Source organism: Streptomyces sp. NPDC093568, assembly GCF_044764945.1.
Lineage (GTDB): Bacteria > Actinomycetota > Actinomycetes > Streptomycetales > Streptomycetaceae > Streptomyces.
Genome location: NZ_JBIWJD010000010.1, coordinates 38284 through 57163, shown reverse-complemented (window position 1 = coordinate 57163; position 18880 = coordinate 38284). Strand labels below are relative to the sequence as shown.

General features: G+C 68.7%; 12 protein-coding genes and 2 pseudogenes. 5 read left to right on the top strand and 9 right to left on the bottom strand.

What is annotated here, in order from left to right; genetic code table 11:
- Nucleotides 1–73 precede the first annotated feature (73 nt).
- The 4 genes from ACIRD7_RS33430 to ACIRD7_RS33415 form a co-directional block, all read right to left on the bottom strand.
- Nucleotides 74–1720, bottom strand: a complete 1647-nt coding sequence (locus ACIRD7_RS33430) for a glycoside hydrolase family 27 protein (RefSeq protein WP_403459453.1) — start codon at nt 1718–1720, stop codon at nt 74–76.
- Between the two features lie 89 nt (nt 1721–1809).
- Nucleotides 1810–3222, bottom strand: coding sequence for a non-reducing end alpha-L-arabinofuranosidase family hydrolase (locus ACIRD7_RS33425; RefSeq protein WP_403459451.1), 1413 nt, complete (start codon nt 3220–3222; stop codon nt 1810–1812).
- Nucleotides 3223–3383: 161 nt separating this feature from the next.
- Entirely contained in the window at nt 3384–5690 is a 2307-nt protein-coding gene (locus tag ACIRD7_RS33420) for a beta-L-arabinofuranosidase domain-containing protein (protein WP_403459450.1), read from the bottom strand.
- 155 nt (nt 5691–5845) lie between these two features.
- Nucleotides 5846–6418 carry a hypothetical protein gene (locus ACIRD7_RS33415; RefSeq protein WP_403459448.1) on the bottom strand — a complete coding sequence of 191 codons (573 nt, stop codon included), beginning with the start codon at nt 6416–6418 and terminating at the stop codon, nt 5846–5848.
- A 531-nt stretch (nt 6419–6949) separates the two neighbouring features.
- Between ACIRD7_RS33415 and ACIRD7_RS33410 the strand changes: the two are divergent.
- A pseudogene (locus ACIRD7_RS33410) lies at nt 6950–7621 on the top strand (hypothetical protein); the annotation flags it as partial.
- Nucleotides 7622–7897: 276 nt separating this feature from the next.
- Here the strand turns inward: ACIRD7_RS33410 and ACIRD7_RS33405 are convergent.
- From ACIRD7_RS33405 to ACIRD7_RS33395, 3 genes are all read right to left on the bottom strand, one after another.
- Nucleotides 7898–9280 carry a condensation domain-containing protein gene (locus ACIRD7_RS33405; protein ID WP_403459446.1) on the bottom strand — a complete coding sequence of 461 codons (1383 nt, stop codon included), beginning with the start codon at nt 9278–9280 and terminating at the stop codon, nt 7898–7900.
- A gap of 191 nt (nt 9281–9471) precedes the next feature.
- A complete protein-coding gene (locus ACIRD7_RS33400) occupies nt 9472–10206 on the bottom strand; it encodes a fibronectin type III-like domain-contianing protein (protein WP_403459445.1) in 735 nt (244 codons plus the stop codon).
- Nucleotides 10149–10865, bottom strand: a complete 717-nt coding sequence (locus ACIRD7_RS33395; protein ID WP_403459443.1) for a glycoside hydrolase family 3 protein — start codon at nt 10863–10865, stop codon at nt 10149–10151. The genes ACIRD7_RS33400 and ACIRD7_RS33395 overlap by 58 nt, the downstream gene beginning before the upstream one ends.
- Before the next feature lie 964 nt (nt 10866–11829).
- On the opposite strand from ACIRD7_RS33395, the gene ACIRD7_RS33390 reads away from it, so the two are divergent.
- Together ACIRD7_RS33390 and ACIRD7_RS33385 are read left to right on the top strand one after the other, a co-directional pair.
- The gene (locus ACIRD7_RS33390) at nt 11830–14181 is read left to right on the top strand and encodes a xyloglucanase (protein WP_403459441.1); all 2352 of its coding nucleotides are present in this window, start codon (nt 11830–11832) and stop codon (nt 14179–14181) included.
- A 133-nt stretch (nt 14182–14314) separates the two neighbouring features.
- Nucleotides 14315–15031 carry a cellulase B precursor gene (locus tag ACIRD7_RS33385; protein ID WP_403459440.1) on the top strand — a complete coding sequence of 239 codons (717 nt, stop codon included), beginning with the start codon at nt 14315–14317 and terminating at the stop codon, nt 15029–15031.
- Between the two features lie 457 nt (nt 15032–15488).
- On the opposite strand, the gene ACIRD7_RS33380 is transcribed toward ACIRD7_RS33385, so the two are convergent.
- Entirely contained in the window at nt 15489–16265 is a 777-nt protein-coding gene (locus ACIRD7_RS33380) for a calcium-binding protein (protein WP_403459439.1), read from the bottom strand.
- A 64-nt stretch (nt 16266–16329) separates the two neighbouring features.
- Nucleotides 16330–17103, bottom strand: a complete 774-nt coding sequence (locus ACIRD7_RS33375) for a calcium-binding protein (RefSeq protein ID WP_403459438.1) — start codon at nt 17101–17103, stop codon at nt 16330–16332.
- An 843-nt stretch (nt 17104–17946) separates the two neighbouring features.
- On the opposite strand from ACIRD7_RS33375, the pseudogene ACIRD7_RS33370 reads away from it, so the two are divergent.
- A pseudogene (locus ACIRD7_RS33370) lies at nt 17947–18300 on the top strand (AMP-binding protein); the annotation flags it as partial.
- A gap of 76 nt (nt 18301–18376) precedes the next feature.
- On the top strand, nt 18377–18625 hold the full coding sequence (locus tag ACIRD7_RS33365; protein WP_403459437.1) for a hypothetical protein: 249 nt from the start codon (nt 18377–18379) through the stop codon (nt 18623–18625).
- The last annotated feature ends 255 nt before the right edge of the window (nt 18626–18880 follow it).

The window sequence follows — 18880 nt, the reverse complement described above, 5'->3', positions numbered from 1 at the left end:
CGTCTTGGCATGCTGTCGTGGGACGGCTCTCAACCGATCGGGCGGCTCCCTGCGCGGTGGTAGGGGTGGCGGGTCAAGGGAGCGTGGTCCACTTCTGGTTGTTCTGGCCGTTGCAGGTCCACAGGATGACTGGGGTCCCGTTGGCGGTTTCGGCCCCGTTGGCGTCGAGGCACAGCCCGGCGTGGACGTTGCGGATCGACCCGTCGGTGCCGACGGTCCACTTCTGGTTGCTCTGGCCGTTGCAGGGCCAGGTGATGACTCGAGTGCCGTTGGTGGTGCCCTGGTTGGAGGCGTCCAGGCACTTGTCGCCGTAGACGCGGATCTCGCCTCCGGCCCAGGTGGTCCACAGCTGGTTGGCGGCCGTGTGGCAGTCCCAGATCAGCGTCGTCGTCCCGGCCTCGGTGGAGGCGCGGTCCACGTCCAGGCAGCGGCCGGACCCGGTGCCGCGCAGGCGTGCGGTGGTGGCGGCCAGCGGGCTCCCGCCGGTCATCTTGAACACGGCGACACCGTGCGCGGGGACGCTCGCCGAGATCTGCCCGGAGGTGCTGGACGTGCCGCCGGTCCACAGGTCGGTGAGGGTGAACGAGCTGCCGGACAGGCCGACTTGCGCGGCCGTGGCGGTGACAGTCGCGGTGCCCTCGCCCCGGTTGAACAGGCCCACGGCGACCGAGCCGTCGGACAGGGGCTTGGCGAAGACCTCGGTGCTGCCGTCGTCGCGGACCCGGCGTCCGCCCGCGCCCAGCGAGTCCTGGTTCACCGCCAGCAGCCGCGGGTTGCGCAGGATGGCGCTCACGTCGGCGGACATGGTGCGGATGTCGTTGCCTGCCATGAGCGGGGCGCTCATCAGCGCCCACAGGGCGAAGTGGGAGCGGGACTCGGCCAGTGAAAGGCCGGGGCGGCCGACGACCAGCATGTCGGGGTCGTTCCAGTGGCCCGGACCCGACTGCGCGGCCAGCGGCGCGGTGACGTCCAGGACGTTGCCGACGCCCATGGGATAGCTGTTGGTGTTGTTGTTCTGCCAGATGTCGAGCAGGTCCTCGGTCGTCCGCCACAGGTCGGCGACCTCGCCCCAGTTGTACTTGTCGCCGGTGGGGGCGTGGAAGCTGTTGGGGTTGATGCTGTAGACGATCGGGCGGCCGGTGGCGCGCAGGGCGTCGCGCATGATGGTGAACTGTGCGATCTGCTCGGTGAGGGTGCCGTTGCCGGAGCACCAGTCGTACTTGAGGTAGTCCACGCCCCACGAGGCGAACGTGGCGGCGTCCTGGGCCTCGTGCCCCTTGCTGCCGGTGGAGCCGGGGTAGGTGCCCACGCCCTGCGCGCACGTACGCTCGTTGGGCGCCTGGTAGATGCCGAACTTCAGGCCCTTGCTGTGGATGTAGTCCCCGAGCGCCTTCATGCCGCTGGGGAACTTGGTCGGGTTGGCCCGCAAGTTGCCCGCGCTGTCGCGCTGTGGGTCGAACCAGCAGTCGTCGACGACGACGTACTGGTAGCCCGCGGCCTTCATGCCCGAGGACACCATCGCGTCGGCGGCCTCGCGGACCTGGGCCTCGGTGATCCCGCACCCGAAGCTGTTCCAGCTGTTCCACCCCAGCGGCGGGGTGAGCGCGGGGCTGCCCGGCGCGGCCTCGGCGGTCGTGCCGGCGGAGGCGGTGACGGAGGCGGTGAGCGTCAGTGCGGTGGCCGCGAGGAGACGCAGCAGTCGTCTGTGCAGGGGGACCATGGGGGTTCCTTCCTGGGAGACAAGGCGAAAGCAGTTCGTGACCGTGCCCGACAGGCACGGTCACAAGCTTCTGGTCGTGTGCCCTCGGGTCAGCGCTGCAGGGTGAGCAGGCCCGGCCGGTAGGGCAGTTGTATGTAGGAGGTGTTCGGCGGGATGTCGGGGGACAGGCCCTGGTAGAGGAACTGCAGGTTGCAGGGGTCGATGGTCATGGTCTGGTCGGGGTTGTCGCGGACCAGGTCACCGTGGCTGATGTCGTTGGTCCAGGTGGCACCGCTGTTGGCCTTGCCGGCGAAGGGGTTGCTCTCGGTGGCGGCCTGCGGCGTCCACGGACCGTTCAGGCTGGTGGCCGTGAACGAGCGGAAGAAGCGGTTCTCATTCGCACCCCGCGCCTCAACGATCATGAGGTACTGGTTCTGGCCCTGGACCTTGTAGACCTCCGGCGCCTCGAACAGGTTCTTCACCGTGTCGCTCATGATCGTCGTGTACGACGAGCCGAAGCTGGCCGGGAAGTTCCCGATCGGCATGGTCGACTGGTAGATCTTGCCGTTGTCACCGGCGAAGAACATGTGCATGGTCTGGCCGTCGGCGATCATGGTCGGGTCGATCGCGCTGCCGTCGGGGAGGCTGCCGGTGAACAGCGGCTGCGGCGCGGACCAGCTGTTGGGGTTGGTGGGGTCGCTCGACGTGCGGTAGACGAAGGGCCATTGGGTGCCCCACCCGTTCGAGGTCAGCACCCAGATGTTCTTGGGCGCGAAGTAGAACAGTTTGGGAGCCACCGCGCCCTGGCTCATCGCGGTCTGGGGGGCCGACGCCATGTCCGACCAGTTCGTGAAGGGACTGAACGCCATCGATTTCCACGACGACCCGTCAGAGTAGGTCGCGTAGACCAGGTGCCGGCCGTTGTGCGTCACGGTGGTGAAGTCCTTCAGCGAGGCCCACCCGTTCGCCGGCTGGGCCAGCGCGCCGGTCGAGCTCCATCGGTACGTCGACGGAAGAGCACACGTGCCGCCCGGCGGCGCGGACAGGCCGGTCCACTTCTGGTTGTTGCCGCCGGTGCAGTTCCAGAGCTGCACCGCCGTGCCGTTGGCCGTTGCGCCGCCACTGACGTCCAGGCACAGCCCGGACTCCACGGCGACGATCGTGCCGTCGGAGTTCACCCGCCACTGCTGGTTCGTACCGCCGTTGCAGGCCCAGATCACCGGCCGGGTACCTGCCGTGGTGGCGTGGCCCGGAACATCGAGGCACTTGCCGTACACGGTCAGCTGGTTGTTGTCCGTGAGCGTCCACTGCTGGTTGGTCCCGCCATGGCAGTCCCAGATCTGCACGTTCGTGCCGTCGGTCTGGTTGGCGCCCGGCACATCGAGACACCGGCCGGAACCGATACCGCGCAAGGCACCGCTGGTGGCCGCCTGAGCCGGGTCGGCGACGAGTGTCGCCGCCGAAGCGACCAAAGCCGCGAGCAGCACGGACAGATGTCTGCGGCTAGGAATACGTCTGAGCATGGGGACCTCATTCCTTGGGTGAGCGGTTCCGGTCGGCCCCGTCGGGGGCGGTCCGGACTGATGTGCTGCGCCCCGACCGCGTTCGGTCTGTCGAACATTGATCGCAGCGTCGAGCAGAGTGAAGGGCAGAGAGCGACCAAGACCTGGTTCCGGGGCAGATCTCAGTTCCTGACGATGCGCCACCGCTGGTCGGCGGTGCCGTCGTCAGAGTCCTGGACCGCGAACGCGCCCACGGCGGTGGAGTTGTCCGCGATGGCGAGCAACTTGCCGCTGTTCTCGTTGCGGATCTTGTAGGTCCCGTCTCCCTGGTCGAGCAGCGTCCATCTGTGGTCGGCGGTGCCGTTGTCCGACCACTGCAGGACGGTCGCGTCGTCCGCCGTGGACATGCCCTGGACGCCGAGCACCTTGCCGCTGTGGGCATTGCGGAAGCGGAACCCGTTCCCGTCGGTGATCATGTACCAGTCGTGGTCGGCGGTGCCGTTGTCCGGCCACTGCAGCGCGCGGCCGCCGTCGGCCGTGGACATGTTCTGGATGCCCAGCAGGAGACCGCTGGCCGCGTTGACCAGACGGACGGTGCCGCCGGCTTTCCAGTAGACGGTGTAGTTGTGGCCGTGCGCGTCATGGAACGGGCCCAGGTTGACGGAGGAGCCGTTGGCGATCGCGGTGAAGGCGAGCGAACTGCCGCTGGTCCGTGTGATCGACGACGTGTCCAGCGTGGGGAGGGAGCTGAGCGCGGAGTTGCCGTAGTTGCCGGACAGGACCACCGGGCCGTAGGTGATCGCCGCGACGTTCGCGTTGTCGTTGGCCGCTCGCATGACGATCCGCATGGGAAGGCGGACGGTGACCGTGTCGCCGGAGGTCCAGGAGCGGCTCAGGGTGGCGTAGCTGCCGGGGTTGGTGTTGATGTTCTGCTGCGTGCCGTTGACGCTGATGGAGGCCCCGGTGGTCCAGCTCGGGATGCGGATGCGCATGGCCCAGGTTCCGCTGACGTTGCCGGTGACCTGCAGGGTCGTGGTGTCGCTGACGGGGTATGTCGTGGTCTGGGTGACCGTGATTCCGCGTTCTGACCAGTTGAGCACCGAGGGTACGAACAGGTTCACGATCAGGGTGTTGTCACTGCGGTAGTAGATGGAGTCCATCAGCCTGGTGTGCATCTCCAGACCGGTGCCCTGGCAGCACCAGAAGCTGCCGTAGTCGGTGCTCCAGGTGCCGCCGCCCCACGCCGGGCCCACACCGCGGCGGCCTCCCGGGTTGAGCGGGGTGAAGTAGGTGACGTGGCCGTGGTCGTCGGCCGGATTCTGCTGGCCGATCATCTGGTTGAGCCACGCCCGCTCGTAGTAGTCGAACAGTGCGGCTCGGTTCGGGTCCAGCGCGAACAGTTCCCGGGTGAGGAGGAGCATGTTGAAGGTGTTGCAGCTCTCGCACGTGTCGTTGTTCAGGTAGCCGGCGATGGCGTTCGGGGCGCGGAAGTGCTCCGCCTGGCTGTTGCCGCCGATGGCATAGGTGTGCGAGTTGACGGTGAAGTTCCAGGCGTTGGTGGCGATGTCCCGGTAGCGGGCCGTGCCGGTGGCCTTGTACTCCCGGGCGGCCCCGATCCACTTGGGCACCTGGGTGTTGGCGTGCAGTCCGCCCAGCCGGTCCTGGCCGGACGCCAGCGGGTCGAACACCGCGGCGTGGTCGAACCGCCGGGCGACGGTGAGCCACCGTGCGTCGCCTGTCTGCTGGTAGAGATCGGTCAGCACGGCGTTCATGCCGCCGAACTCGGTTTCCAGCATGGTCTGCATCTGCTGGCTGGTCAGCCGGCCGGTGCGCCAGTCGACCCATCCCGCCAGGGCGAGCAGCACGTCCCGGGCCTGTGTGCTGCCGATGAGGCGCCATACGTCCAGCAGGCCGGCGAGGGTCTTGTGGATGGTGTAGTACGGCACGTTGCCGTTGCTCAGGGTCCGCTGCTCGAGAGCGGTGAAGTCGGACTCGGGATAGCCGGAGAGGTACCCGGCGTTGAAACCGGCGGCGCTGTTGTTGGCCTGGCACTTGGCCAACTCCGCAACCATGGTGGTCGCCTTGTCCCGGCAGGTGGTGTCCCCGGTCCCGGCGTACAGCTGTGCCCATGCCGTGAGGAAGTGCCCTTGGACGTGGGTACGGAAGGGGAAGTCCGGTGCGTCCCAACCGCCGCTGGCGGCCGCGCCGTTGGTGGACAGCCGGTGGTTGGCACGGAAGTTGTACAGCAGCCGGTCGACATCGACGAACCGCAGGTAGTTCTGCGCACGGTTCTGGTTGTCCAGCCAACGGCTCGCGGTGAGCCGGACCTGGTCGAGTGCGAAGGGGTGCGCGGAGACCCCGATGTCGGCCCTTGCGGGAGGGATCGCCGCGTGGGCGGGAGAGCTGCCGATGAAGGATCCGGTGGCAGAGGCAGCGGCAGTGGCCCCGGCTATTTGCAGGAGGCGCCGTCTGCTGACGGAGGAAGACATCTTGAACCTTTCGGTGGGGGGAGAGCGACTGCTTGGTCGTCAGTGCGTCCGCTCGCATGTCCGACGGCCGGATGCAGTACGTCACGGGCTTGTCTGCCGCCGATGTGGCGCCATACGTCGGCAGGCCGACGAAGTCTCGGTCCCATCAGCCCTCTCTACTGATCCATGGGATGGATTAACGGACGTGAATGTTGCCTCTGTCCAGTCCTGCGACACGAAAAGGCTGGAATGCTTTCGGATGGGGTCGACCCGCTCTCTGGGAGGCGAGTCAGACATTGGATGTCCTGAGAGGAAGCATGCGGGGCCGAGTCGGGGCCGTGCCGCCGTGGGTGGGGCCCGCGGCGGAACGGCGGGAGGGCGGTGCGGAGGTCAGGCCCCTTCACCCGATCGGTGCTCCGGGCGAAACCGATCGTGTTCCCGGTCCAGTTGGTGGTGTAAGTGATGTAGTAGAAGCCGTCGGTGTGCTTGAAGATGCTGGGGTCCCGGATCAGGCCGGACGGCGGTGTGTAGGCGGGGCCCTTCTGCAGGGTGAATCCGGTGGCGTCCGGCGAGTCGTAGACGTACATGCTCGACTCGCTGCTGTTGGTGAACGCGGTCATCGTGTAGCGCGTGGCCTGCCCGGCCGGCGGGGCGGCGGCGGAGGCCGTGCCCTGAAGGGCGGGGACACCCAGCATGGCCAGCAGCACTGGGCCCAGCAGGGCGAGCAGCGTTCTTGCGGTTCTGTTCAACTCTTCCTCCGGGCCCGGCCAGTCCGCTTGGTCAATCGCCGTGGCGAGGGATGTCGTTGTTCGAAATCGCGAACGATGTACGGCAGTTCGAGCAGAAGATAGATTTGGGACGTGGCGCCGTCAATGTTTCCGGCGGGTTCCGTTCTGGTGTATTCCGTGCCGCCTGGATCACGGAAAAGTCGTTACTGTCGCATCAGTTGACTCCCGTACGTGGCTCCCTCTACGGTCGGCGCCGACCATGTCCGGCAATTCGACCCGCCTTCGAAATGCCGGACAATCGCGGTGCGAGAGCGCTCCCGCCTCCGGAAGGAACCCGCATGCCCCGAAGTGCGCGCTTTCCAGGCGCGAGACGTCGGTGCAGACGCCCTCGTCCGTGCCGTGGGGCTGATGACCGCCGTCGGCGGCCTCATCGGCATCCAGAGCCGGAGCGCGCCGAACCCCTCCGGGCGGTACCCCTCGCGGTGACTCCCCCCAGGTCGCGGTGCCACCGGCGCCGACGGGCCGGGCGTCCTGTGACACGGCGCCACGGGCACCAAGGTCGTCGAATCCGCCTCCACGAACGGCAGCAACGCGGCTCGTAGGCCCGTCCTCCAGGTCAACGACCGGCAGGCCACCGCGGTCGCCTTCCCGCCGACCGTCTCCTGGACCACACCCGGCACTGTCTCGGTCGAGGTCTCCCTGGCAAGGGGCTCGTCGAACACGCTGACGTTCTCCAACTCCGGCGACTGGACACCGGACTTCGTCGTCATCGAGATCCGCTCGCTGCCCGCCGCGGGCGGCGTCCGGGTGTCGGTCGGCAGTCGAACGGCGGAGCCAGCCCTGGCCGTCGCAACATCCCGGTCCAGAGGGGTGACGAACTTCGAGATCCGGCGGGACCTGATCCCTCAGGGCCGGAGAGCCGAGTCGGACGCGGGAGACGTACTCCCGGCTCATGCAAGAGGGCTACAGCACTCGGGAAGCGTGCCGGATGGTCGGCACGGACGCCCGCACCGGCAGAAGTGGCTCTACGGTCATGAGCCCACTGGCTCACAGAGGAAGGCCCCGGCCCTGCCTGGCACGGTGGCGGCGCTTTCCGGCCGTCCCTACGTCAACCCAATCATCCCGGCCGACCTCAGTGACTGGGACTGCATCCGGATCAAGGGCCCCATGGAACTGTGCCTAGTGCACCGCCGGTTACGACTCCGAGCACCGGGCGGGCGATGAGCACCAGTATGTGGAAGGCTTTGGGCAGCGTCAGCGTTCGATGAGCGCCCACGCGGCCCGTCTGGACAGAGGCTGTCGCCGCCCCCCAGTCCCAGGGGGTCGGAGCGCCGGGGCGCGGGTCGTACGGCGCCCGGCCCCTGGGGCAGCCGCCACCGACAACGGGGCCTTGTGCAGGAGGCTCTGGGCAAGGCCTCGCGCCGCCCCGGGTGGCATGCCCGGGTCAGCCGCGCCGGCGCCCGAGCCCGGCCGCCGGCCTTCGAGGCCGGCGCCGTGTCCCTACGCGCCGGCGAAGGAGCCGCTCCGTGCGGCATGACCGCCGATCGCCGCTCCGACCAGCCGCCTCTCGAAGGACCGCAGTATCTGCTCAAGATCCGTAGCGTCGAACGACGCGGCATCCGTCCCGAGACTGATTCCGGCCGTCTCGGACATGTCCCACACAACGAAGCAGAGCTTTCCGGAGTACGTGTCGACGTTTTTCGGGAATCGTCCGTACCGGCTGGACGCCATGGCTCGCTCGAAGTCCTGCCGTGCCCTGTCCACGCGAGCCCGGATCAGCGTGCGGGGCGCAACGGGGCGGATGTTGACCATGTACGGGTTGTCCGCGGAGCGGCCCAGTTCGGCGGAGACTTCGTCCAGGGACCTGGCGTAGCGCTCGGGCTCTCGCAGGCTGACGGAGGAGGATTTGACGAGTGCCGCGTCGACGGCACGACACAGCGCCGGGAACCGGTCACTGCCCAGGGATGTGTCGACCGGGACCAGGACCCTGCCGGCGATATGGGCCACCGCCTCGCGGGCGAAGGTGGTCTGCCGGTTGGCCATCACGGTGTTGAACACGCACTTCTCGATGCCGAGGTGCTCGGCGAGCACACAGGCGTATGCGGCTTGCAGGACGGCGGCCACGGATGTCCGGTACTGCTTCGCCAGACCGGCTGCCGCGAGCGCGACCGCCGCCGAGTCGAGGCATACGAAGTTGTAGAGGGCGCCCCTGGGGCTCGCGGGCACCTGGAGTTCGGGCATGGCGGACTGACGGAGCATGGCCCGGTCGTGGGCGTCGACACGATGGGCGTGCCGCAGCCCAGAGGGACTGGCTTCGAAACTCGCGATCTGCCGCGGCTGCCACCCAGTGCCGAGGTCGGCGCCCGGATCGGCGGCCAGTCGGGCCAGGCGTTCGGCCACGATCCGGGCGGCCGTCGTGTCCGCCGAGAAGTGGTGCAATGACAGCGCGATGTGGAGGGGGCTGCCGTCCACGGTGACGACGGCGGCCCGCAACGGCAACTCGTCCGGACCGAATCCGGGCTCGGCCAGTCGAAGGGTGAGGGCGCTCAGCTCGTCGCTCGTCGCCGGGGCGTCGGAGGCGTACTCGTCGACCTGGAGCACGCCGGAGGCCACGACGACGGCGCGAGGGTGCCCGTCCGCGTTACGTGGATACAGCGTGCGCAGCGCCTCGAAGTGAGCCATGACCGCGGCGAAGGCATGAAGCACCGCGGCCATGTCGGGTGTGCTGTCGAGTGCCCGCGCCATCCGTTGGTTCCTGTTGCGGGGGCCGTGGAGATGGGGGTGGCATCCTTCGCGTTCATGGGCCTTCTGCGACCAGGTCAGTTCATGCTCTCCGGCGGTGCCGGCGACGAAGACGACGTCATGGCGTGCGATCTGTCGCATGTCCGCCCGGCCCCCTCCGGTACGTCGGCTGCCCGCCACGTCTCGCGAATGGCGCGCGGCAGGTTCGCCGACCGGACGGCGTGGAGGCGCCCGAGCCTCCACGCCGTCCGGCGGTACGACGACGCGGCCGGAGCGCGGACGCCCCATGTTCGGGCAAAGGATAGTTCCGCGCGGACCACCTGGGTCAATGCTCAGTAGGTGTGGAACGCGACGGCGGACCGCCCTTCTTCCCGCGTCCCACCGGTCCTTCCCGCGTCCCGCCGGCGATCGCGGCCAGGTGGACACTGCCCCCGCAGAACGAGATGCAGATCGTTCACCCCGGTCACCCCCGCCGGGATCGGCGCGCTGACCGTGCGCCAGTCGTACCCGGCCGTCGGTGCCGGCGGGGACATGGAGGCCGACGAGCAAGGTGCCGATACTGGGACCGCCGCCGGTGTAGATCTCGACGGTCGCGTCCTCCGTCGCGCGGGACACCTCGGCCGTGATGACGAGCGGTCTGTCTGGCGGGCCGCCCAGGTCGACCGAGCGGTAGCGCAGTCCGCAGTGGATGGCACCGGTTGCCGGCGTGACCGCCTCCCCTTCTCCCGGGTTGCGTCGGCGAGCGTGCCGCCCACGCACTCGTCGAAGTCGACGGCCTCCAGTCGTCCGCCGATGAGACTGCGTGCGGGGAGGACCGACGGCCCCGTCACGGTGAGGGGTGCCGTCAGGGCGATGGCTTCGGCCGAGTGCCCGATCAGGATCTCGTACTGTCCCGGGTCCACGGCGAAGGCGCCCGCTGAGACGGACCAATGGGCCAAGACCGCAACGTGCATGTCGAACTCCAGCCGTCGTCGTTCACCGGGTGCGGGGGAGACCTTGCGGAAGTCCGTCAGTCTGCGTCTGGGCGCACGGTGGCGGGCGGCGAGTGCACGAGTGTAGAGCTGCACAGTCTCGGTGCCCGAGCGCCTCCGGTGTTGATGAGCTCGACGCTCACGGTCAGGGTGTCGTCCTGTGCCGCTTCCCGGGCGGACAGCCGCAGGTCGGAATAGGCGAAGCTGGTGTAGGACAGCCTGTGCCCGAACGGGTACAGCGGTGCGGCGTCGTGGTACTGGTACGTCCAGCCGGCGCTGATGATGTTGTAGTCGAGGCGGCCGGGCAGCGGGTCGTCGCCGCGGTACCAGGTCTGCGGGAGCCGTCCGGAGGGTTCGGCCTCGCCGAGCAGGACCCCGGCGAGCGCTCGGCCCGTCTCTTGCCCGCCGTGGGAGGTCCACACCACGGCGGGCAGGTGCTTGTCCGCCCAGTCGACGGCGTACGGATAACTGCTCATCACGACCAGCACCGCCTCAGGGCGCTCGGTGGCGACGGCGCGCAGCAGGGCTTCCTGCGCGGGCGGCAGCGAGATGCCCGTACGATCCTCGGTCTCACGGCCGTTGATGTGCGGGTCGTTGCCGAGGACGATCATGGCGACGTCCGCCGAGGCGACGTCCGCCGAGGCGGCGGCCGCGACGGCTTCGGCGATTCCGTCCCTGACGACCCTTAGGGTCCAGCGTTCCGCCTTCTCGGGGGCTTCGGCGGAGAGGGTGACCCGGCCGGTGGCGGAGTCCACGGCGGCGTACGGCTTTCCTCGATCGCAGGTCGCGCAATCGAAGCGCTTCGACGTTGACATGACGCTGAGTTGTGTGTCAATCACACGTCGCTCAGCCGCCGCAGGTCGATTTCCCGGCGTCGCCGCTTCCCGCTGAGGGTTTGCCCGGAAGACCAGCTCACCTGTGGTGAAGCCGTATGAAGGGCGGGGCGTGCCGTCACTCTCAACCATGCCTGTTACCGAAAAGTTACCTGTGCGGCCCGTTGTCGCCCAGGAAACCCAGCCTTAGTGTCACCGAAACGTCGAAGCGCATCGACTCGGATTCCTCCCGCCCTCCCGACCTCAGGCCACCGGCCGACGCAGGTCGGCGCGCGCGTCGGTCGGATCCACGAAAACGAAGGGCCGCAACGACTTGAGCATTGAGATGAACCGCCGAGCCGTCCTACGAACGGCCGCCGGCGTAGCAGGCGCCGCCTCTCTCTCACCTCTGCTGGCCGCTTGCGGCGGCAGCGGCTCCGGTGCCGGCAAGGGCGGCACCAGCAGCAAGAAGGACCTGGCCGCCGCGCTGCCCGCCTATGTGTCCAGCACGGTCGGCAAGCCGGACATAGCATCCGTCAGATTCCCCAACGGAGCGGTCACGGAGCCGGGTTACCTCACATTTCCCGCCGAGCCGGTCACCACGGTGAAGAAGACCCCGGGCGAGGGCGGTCACTACACGTCCGCCACGCCGCTGTGGGGAACCATTCCGCCCGCTCGCAACCAGTACTACCAGGGTCGGTGGTGCTGCCCACGTCGCGCGCGATCACCGCGGTGGTCACGCGGAGCCGGTCGGCCCGGACGGGCTGACGCTCGCCGCCCGTGCGCGGCGGTGCTGCGCCAGGGCTGACACCGTCCACCCACCCTGCTCCGACCACACCGGAGCCGACAGGGCCGCTGCTTGTGCGCAGCCCCGTACGGACCCGCACCCGAAAGGCAAGGACCCGTCATGAGTGATGTCCCGCACCTCTCCCGGCGAGGGCTGCTGGCCGCCGGCGCGGCCGCGGCCGCGCTCCCTGTGTTCGCCCCCTCCACTGCCTCCGCCGCGTCCGCCCACGCGGCCGGGAAGGCCCGACGCGCGCCCTACACCTTCCGCAACGCGGAGATAGTCGGCGGTGGCTTCGTCACCGGCATCATCTTCAACCAGAGCGAGTCCCAACTGGTGTACGCCCGTACCGACATCGGCGGCGCCTACCGCCTCGACAAGGCGTCCCGCCGGTGGATCCCCCTCACCGACTGGATCGGCTGGGACGAGTACGGACACACCGGCGTCATCAGCATCGCCACCGACGAGGTCGACCCCGACCGCGTCTACCTGGCGGCGGGCACCTACACCATGCCCGAATGGGACCCGAGCATGGCGGCGATCCTGCGCTCGACCGACCGCGGCCGCACGTGGAAGACCACCCCGCTGCCGTTCCGGCTGGGCGGCAACATGCCCGGCCGGGGCATCGGCGAGCGGCTGGTGATCGACCCCAACCGCAACAGGATCCTCTACCTGGGAGTGCGCGGGGGCCACGGGCTGTGGCGCAGCACCGACCACGGCAAGACCTTCGCGAAGGTGACCACCTTCCCCAACGCGGGCAACTTCGTCATCGACCCCACCGACCCCGACGGCTACAACGGCGACAACCTGGGCGTGCTGCAAGTCGTCTTCGACAAGCGCACCGGCAGAGCGGGCCGTGCCACCCGGACCATCTACGTCACCGTCGCCGACAAGGACAACATCCTCTACCGGTCGACCGACGCGGGAGCGACGTGGGAACGCGTACCGGGGCAGCCCACCGGCTTCATCCCGCACCACGCGGTCTTCGACCACGTCGGCGGCTACCTGTACCTGGCGACCAGCGACACCGCCGGCCCCTACGACGGCTCCAAGGGCGACGTGTGGAAGCTGGACACCGCCACCGACACCTGGTCCCGCATCAGCCCGGTGCCGTCCACCAGCGACGACAACGCCTACGGTTACAGCGGCCTGACCATCGACCGGCAGAACCCGGACACCCTGATGGTGTCCACCCAGGTCAAGTGGTACCCCGACTGCATCCTCTTCCGCTCCACCGACGGCGGCGCGAGCTGGACCCGCGCATGGGACCAGGGCCCGAACTCCGAGCGCACCCTGCGCTACGACATCGACATCTCCGCCGCCCCCTGGCTGACCTGGAACGCCTCGCCGTCGCTGCCCGAGCTCGCCCCGAAGCTGGGCTGGATGATGGAGTCCGTCCAGATCGACCCCTTCGACTCCGACCACTTCATGTACGGGACCGGAGCGACGATCTACGGCGCCGACAACCTGACCGACTGGGACAGCGGCGGCACGGTACACCTGTCCGTGCGCGCCCAGGGCCTGGAGGAAACCTCTGTCCTCTGTCTGATCAGCCCGCCCGCCGGTGCGGCACACCTCTTCTCGGGCGTGGGCGATGTCGGCGGCTTCCGGCACACGGATTTCCACAAGGCGCCGAAGATGTACGACAGCCCGACCTTCGGCGGCACCACGACCCTGGACTACGCGGAACTGGCGCCCCACACCATCGTGCGGGTCGGCCACCCCACCAGCGGCTGGACCCAGCACTTCGCCGTCTCCACCGACAGCGGCGACACCTGGAAGCCGTCGGGCAGTGAGCCGTCCGGAGTCACCGGGCCCGGAGACGCAGACCAGGCCGTCGCGATCAGCGCCGACGGCAGGCGGATCGTCTGGTCCCCGGCCGGCGCGCGGGTCAGCTGGTCCGACGACCACGGAGCGACCTGGACGGCGTCGAAGGGGCTGCCGACCGGGGCCCTCGTGCGCTCCGACCGGGTGAACCCGGCGAAGTTCTACGCCTACAACTCCGGCGTCTTCTACCGCAGCACGGACGGCGGCAAGAGCTTCACGGCCACGGCGGCGACCGGTCTGCCCACCGCGGGGAACGTCCGGTTCAAGGCAGTACCGGGCCACGAGGGCGACATCTGGCTGGCCGGCGGCACCAACAAGCCCACCACCCCCACACCGTACGGGCTGTGGCGGTCGACCGACTCCGGAACGTCCTTCACCAGGTTCAAGGCGGTGGACGAGGGCGACGTCGTCGGATTCGGCAAGGCCGCACCCGGCGCCACCTACCCCGCCGTCTACACCAGCTCCAAGATCCACGGCGTGCGCGGCATCTTCCGGTCCGACACCGCGGGCCGGACCTGGATCCGCATCAACGACGACCGGCACCAGTTCGCCTGGACCGGCCAGACCATGACCGGAGACCCCCGGGTCCACGGCCGGGTCTACTTCGGGACGAACGGACGAGGAGTCATCTACGGCGACCCCAAGTGAGGTTCGGCTGCCGGCCGCCTCGCTCCGCACCCGCCGTCCCGAAAGGGAGACCGACGTGGCCCTGCCGCCACGGCAGGACGACCGACATCTCCTCTCCTGTGTGATCCCCCACTCAGCACATTCCGGAGGGCTGATGAAATTCCGTATCGGCTGGGCCGCGCTTCTCGCGGCTCTGGCTCTCGTCTTCACTCTGCCGAACTCGGCAGTGGCAGCGTCACAGACGTACTGGTTCAAGCACTACGCGACCGGCGGCAACGCCTCGACGTGGTACAGCGACGACAACAACTGGGGTGTGAACTCCTCGACCGGCACCGGCTTCGTCGCCATGGTCAACGGCAAGGACTGGGGCTGGTCGTCCCCGGTGACCACCCTCCCCAAGAAGATCCGCGACGTCAGCCCCAGCAACAACTCGTGGTTCAGCCAGTCGGCGTGGCCGAAGTCCGGCTCGTACTACGACGCCGCGTACGACATCTTCATCGACCCCTACCCCGCGCCGACCGACCGCAACTCCAAGACCGAGATCATGATCTGGCTCAACTGGTACAACACCAAGCCGCTGGCCGACCACTACGACGCGAACGGCAACGCGATCCCCGCCGCGACCAACGTCAGCCTGGGCGGCCGCACCTGGGACATCTACGAGTACACCTGGAGCAACGGCGGCCACACCCTCAGCTTCCTGGACAGGAGCAAGTCCGGCTGGTGGTCCGGCAGCCTCACCCCGTTCTTCAACTACGGCCTCAACAGGGGCTTCTACACCGGCGACCACTACCTCAACAGCGTCATGGCCGGCTGGGAGTTCGGGCCGGGCGACTACACGGCTCACTCCTGGGGCGCCGTGGGCTTCTGACGCCGCCACAAGCGGAAGGGCGGACCAGTGACCTGCCGCCCTCTGCCCGGAAGCAGCGCCCGACTCTCTGCAGGGAGGCACCGTCGGGACCACACGCAGCGTCACCGACCGCTTGGGCGGTCTCGCCTTCGGCGGCGACCGCAACCCCGAGCAGCGGGACGAGGGGGTGTCGCGCTGCTCGCAGTAGGCCACCGCGCTCGCCATCCTCGTGTGCGGTGGGGACGGGTAGGTACCGGCACACCGTAGAAAGACGCAGGTCAGGCGCACATGTTGTGGGGCAACATAGTTCGGGGCTTGGCTACACGTGAGCCACCATGCCCGCTCGTGGTCTGGCTATGCGTGGGACCACCACGCCCGCTCGTGGAGGGACGGCTGGGAGGCTTGGCGCTGCGGCCTGTCGCCGGACAGCCGGTGCGGCTGTCCGGCGACGCCTCCGACCGGATCGGTCCCAGGTTGATCAGGGGCAGTTGAGGGCTGTGTCGCCGGTGTCGCGGTTGCAGGTGTCGAAGCCGAGGCCGCCGTCGAGACTGTCGTTGGCGATCATGTTGTCCACGGCGTTGAGGGTGTCGTTGCCCTCGCCGCCGAGGTGCGTGTCATTGCCCCTGCCCCCGGTGAGGGTGTCGTTGCCCTGGTCACCCCCGAGGGTGTCGTTGCCGTCGTCGCCGTTGAGGGTGTCATTGCCTGCACTGCCGTTGATGGTGTCGTTGCCGGCCAGCCCGGAGATCGTGTCGTTGCCGGGGCCGCCGTTGATGGTGTCGTTGCCCGGCGTCGCCCGCAGGCCGGTGGCAGCCGGGTCGTCGCCGACGAGCCGGTCCGCCCGGGGCCCGCCGTTGAGGCGGTCGTCACCCGCACCGCCGATCACCGTTCCCGCGGCGTCCAGGTTCGGGGAGATGCTGACACTGTCATCGGCGTCGTTGGCGTTGACCCGTATCGACGTGACCGGCAGCGGACACTCCGCCGTGTGCGTCCCCGTCGACTGACACGGGGCGACGGCGGCCACGGTGTCCCCGGCGTCCGTCACTACGACAACGGTGCCCTGACGCCGGATGGTGATGTCGTTCGCCACCCCCTGGTCAGCTGTGACGACCAGGGTGTCACCCACCTCCTGCACGACCGTGGTGCCTGCCAGGCTTCCGCCGGGGGCGGCACCGGGCGCGGCGGAGGCGGCGGTGAGCGGGGCGCAGGTGAGTGCGCCGATCGCCACCAGCGTGGTGTAGATGCTTCGTCTTCTCATCGGTGCCCGCCTTCCGTGTTGTCTCGCCGTGTACGGGTGCTTGCGTGCTGCTCACTCATGCTGATCAGGGGCATCCGCTGACGTTGTCGCCCAAGTCGGCGCGACAGTCGTCCACTTCGGTGCCGCCTTCGACGTAGTCGTTGCCGCTGACGTTGTCCACGGCGTCGATGGAGTCCCGGCCGCTGCCGCCCTCGGCGTAGTCGTTGCCGGCGCCGGCGACGATCCGCTCGTTGCCGCCGCCGCCGTAGATCACGTCGTTGCCGGCACCGCCGTCCACGATGTCCGAGCCGCCGCGTCCCTCGATGGAGTCATTGCCGGAGCCACCGAAGATCCTGTCCGCCTCGGCAGCCCCCGTCAGCGTGTCGTTGCCTGCGCCGCCGGAGAGGAAGTCGGAACCCTCGTCGCCTTCGAGGGTGTCGTTCGCGGACCCGCCGTACAGGCTGTCATTGCCGGCACCGCCGATGAGGGTGACACCGAGGGCCGCCAGCGACGACGTGACGCTGTCGTCCTGGTCTCCGGCGTTGACCACGAGTTCGGTGGTGTCGGCGGCCCTGCAGGCCACTTCGGTCGTGCTGATGGCGTAGCAGTCGCCGGACGGCGCGACCGTGTCTCCGGTGTCTCTGATTCTGATGCTGCTGCCGGACTGCCAGACACTGATCGTGTTGCCCCGTCCGACTCCGGCGGTGACCGTGATGGTGGTGCCGGTCTTGTTCACCAGCGTCGTGGCGAGAATGTGTGGCGCCGGTGCGTCGGCCGCGCGGGCCACGCCCGTGAGGCACAGAGTGAAACCGCACGCGGTGGCCAGAAATGCCACGGTGTGATGACGCGTTCTCTTCATGACCTGCTCCTGACGATAGGGCGCTGAATTTCGATCTCGCAGCCGTGCGCATTTCCCTTTGCCTTGGTCACCTTGCTTCGATCACCGAGCCAATCGGAGGAGACAGGTATTGACGGCTCGGGGGCGTGGTCTGCCGGCCGCAGCCGGGACCCAATAGCCGGCTTGGCGGAGTGCGAGGGAAAACTAGGGAAATGGTGTGGCCGCAAGCACTGAACCTACGGCTGCGGGGCCCATCCCGGCGCAACACCCGTATGTCCTTGCCGCTTTCAACAGTCCTCGGTCCTCGAAGACCCCTCCCATCGCGCCATGGCCGACGCCTGCTCGACCGGTGATCGGCCCTGGCGCCTGGGCACCCAGAGCATGCCGGGATGCGAAGCCGTGCTGAAGCCGAATTAGCGCCATTGCCGAATACACCGTCTCCGCGCGTGGATCGTCACCCTGGGCGGGGATGGATGAACTGCGCGCATACCTGTGCTTGATTATTATCAGGCCGGCTGCGTCAATTAACGATTCACCTATACCGAATTCAATTAGTCGTGGGGGGAGTTGATTCGGCCCGCACGGCCGATCCAAAAGGGCTCGTGAACAGGGCTTTCCGTCGGCATGTCCAAGCGGCTTCGGGCTCTGCGCCGAAGGCCCTGGGTATCCCGGTCTGTCTCGGTGCGAGCGGTGGACGGCAAGGACGTCCAGTGGTGGCCGGGCCGCCACTGCGCCGGAGCGCGCTTCGGGTGCGTACACGAGCCTCCTGATGTGGCTCTGGCTGGTTCGTAACCTGCAAGGAGACGGGCCTCCTCCCACCGCGTCCGCACCCTTGTCCTGGCCTGCGGTTCCCTTTACGTTGACGTGGCACATGCCGACCGGTTGGTATGCCTGAGCCGGGTGGAGGCCGTCGTGGCGGACAATGCGCGCGTGGAGGAGTGCTTCGCCGACGTGAGGGCCCGCCAGCAGCGCGTATGGCCGGCCTCGACGCCGAGGCAGGTGGTGTATCCGTTCGGGCAGCGGCCGGTTCAGCGGCCGGTCACCGACCACCTGGGGCACTGGGCCCGGCGTCATCCCGACCGCGTCGCGATCACCTTCTACGGCGACCAGATCACGTACGCGGCGCTGGAGGATCCGACGGCGCGGCTGTGCGGCTGGCTCCAGCGCAGTGGCGTACGCCCCGGAGAACGCGTCGGGGTGTTCCTGCCCAACTGCCAGCAGCTCGTGGTCGCCATGCTCGGCATCCTGCGCGACGGAGCCTTGCACGTCCCTGCAGCGGCACCGGCAGAAGATCGTGGAGATCGCGCCGGCGCCCGGTCTCGACGAGGCGGTGCGGGCCGGGCTGCACGCCGCGGCGCTGCGCATGGCCAGGGAGGCCGCCTATGCCGGCCTCGGCACGTTCGAGTTCCTTGTGGACACCGGTGAGGGCTCCGTCTCCCTGGGCTTCAAGGCCCAGCTGCGGGTGACCTCCGGCGAGAGCCTCGACCGCGTCGGGGCGTGGCAGGCTCCCGTTCCCCGCGGCTGCGCGTGCAGGTGCGGGTGAACGCCGAGACGGTCCGCCCCGACGGGACGGTGCTGCCCTGGTCGCCGTGTGTCTCCGGGCGGCGGTGCCAGGCGCCATGCGGACGGAGCGAAGTGTCAGTAGCTGAAGCAGAGGCCGTCCTCCGGGCAGAAGGCGACGCCCACGAGCCCGGTGCCGACCCACACACCGAGACGCAGCCGGTTCTCGGCGGCCTTCCCCTCGGTGACGTGACGTGAGCAGTGTGTTACCCGGCGCCGGGATCCCCGGCCGGCGGGG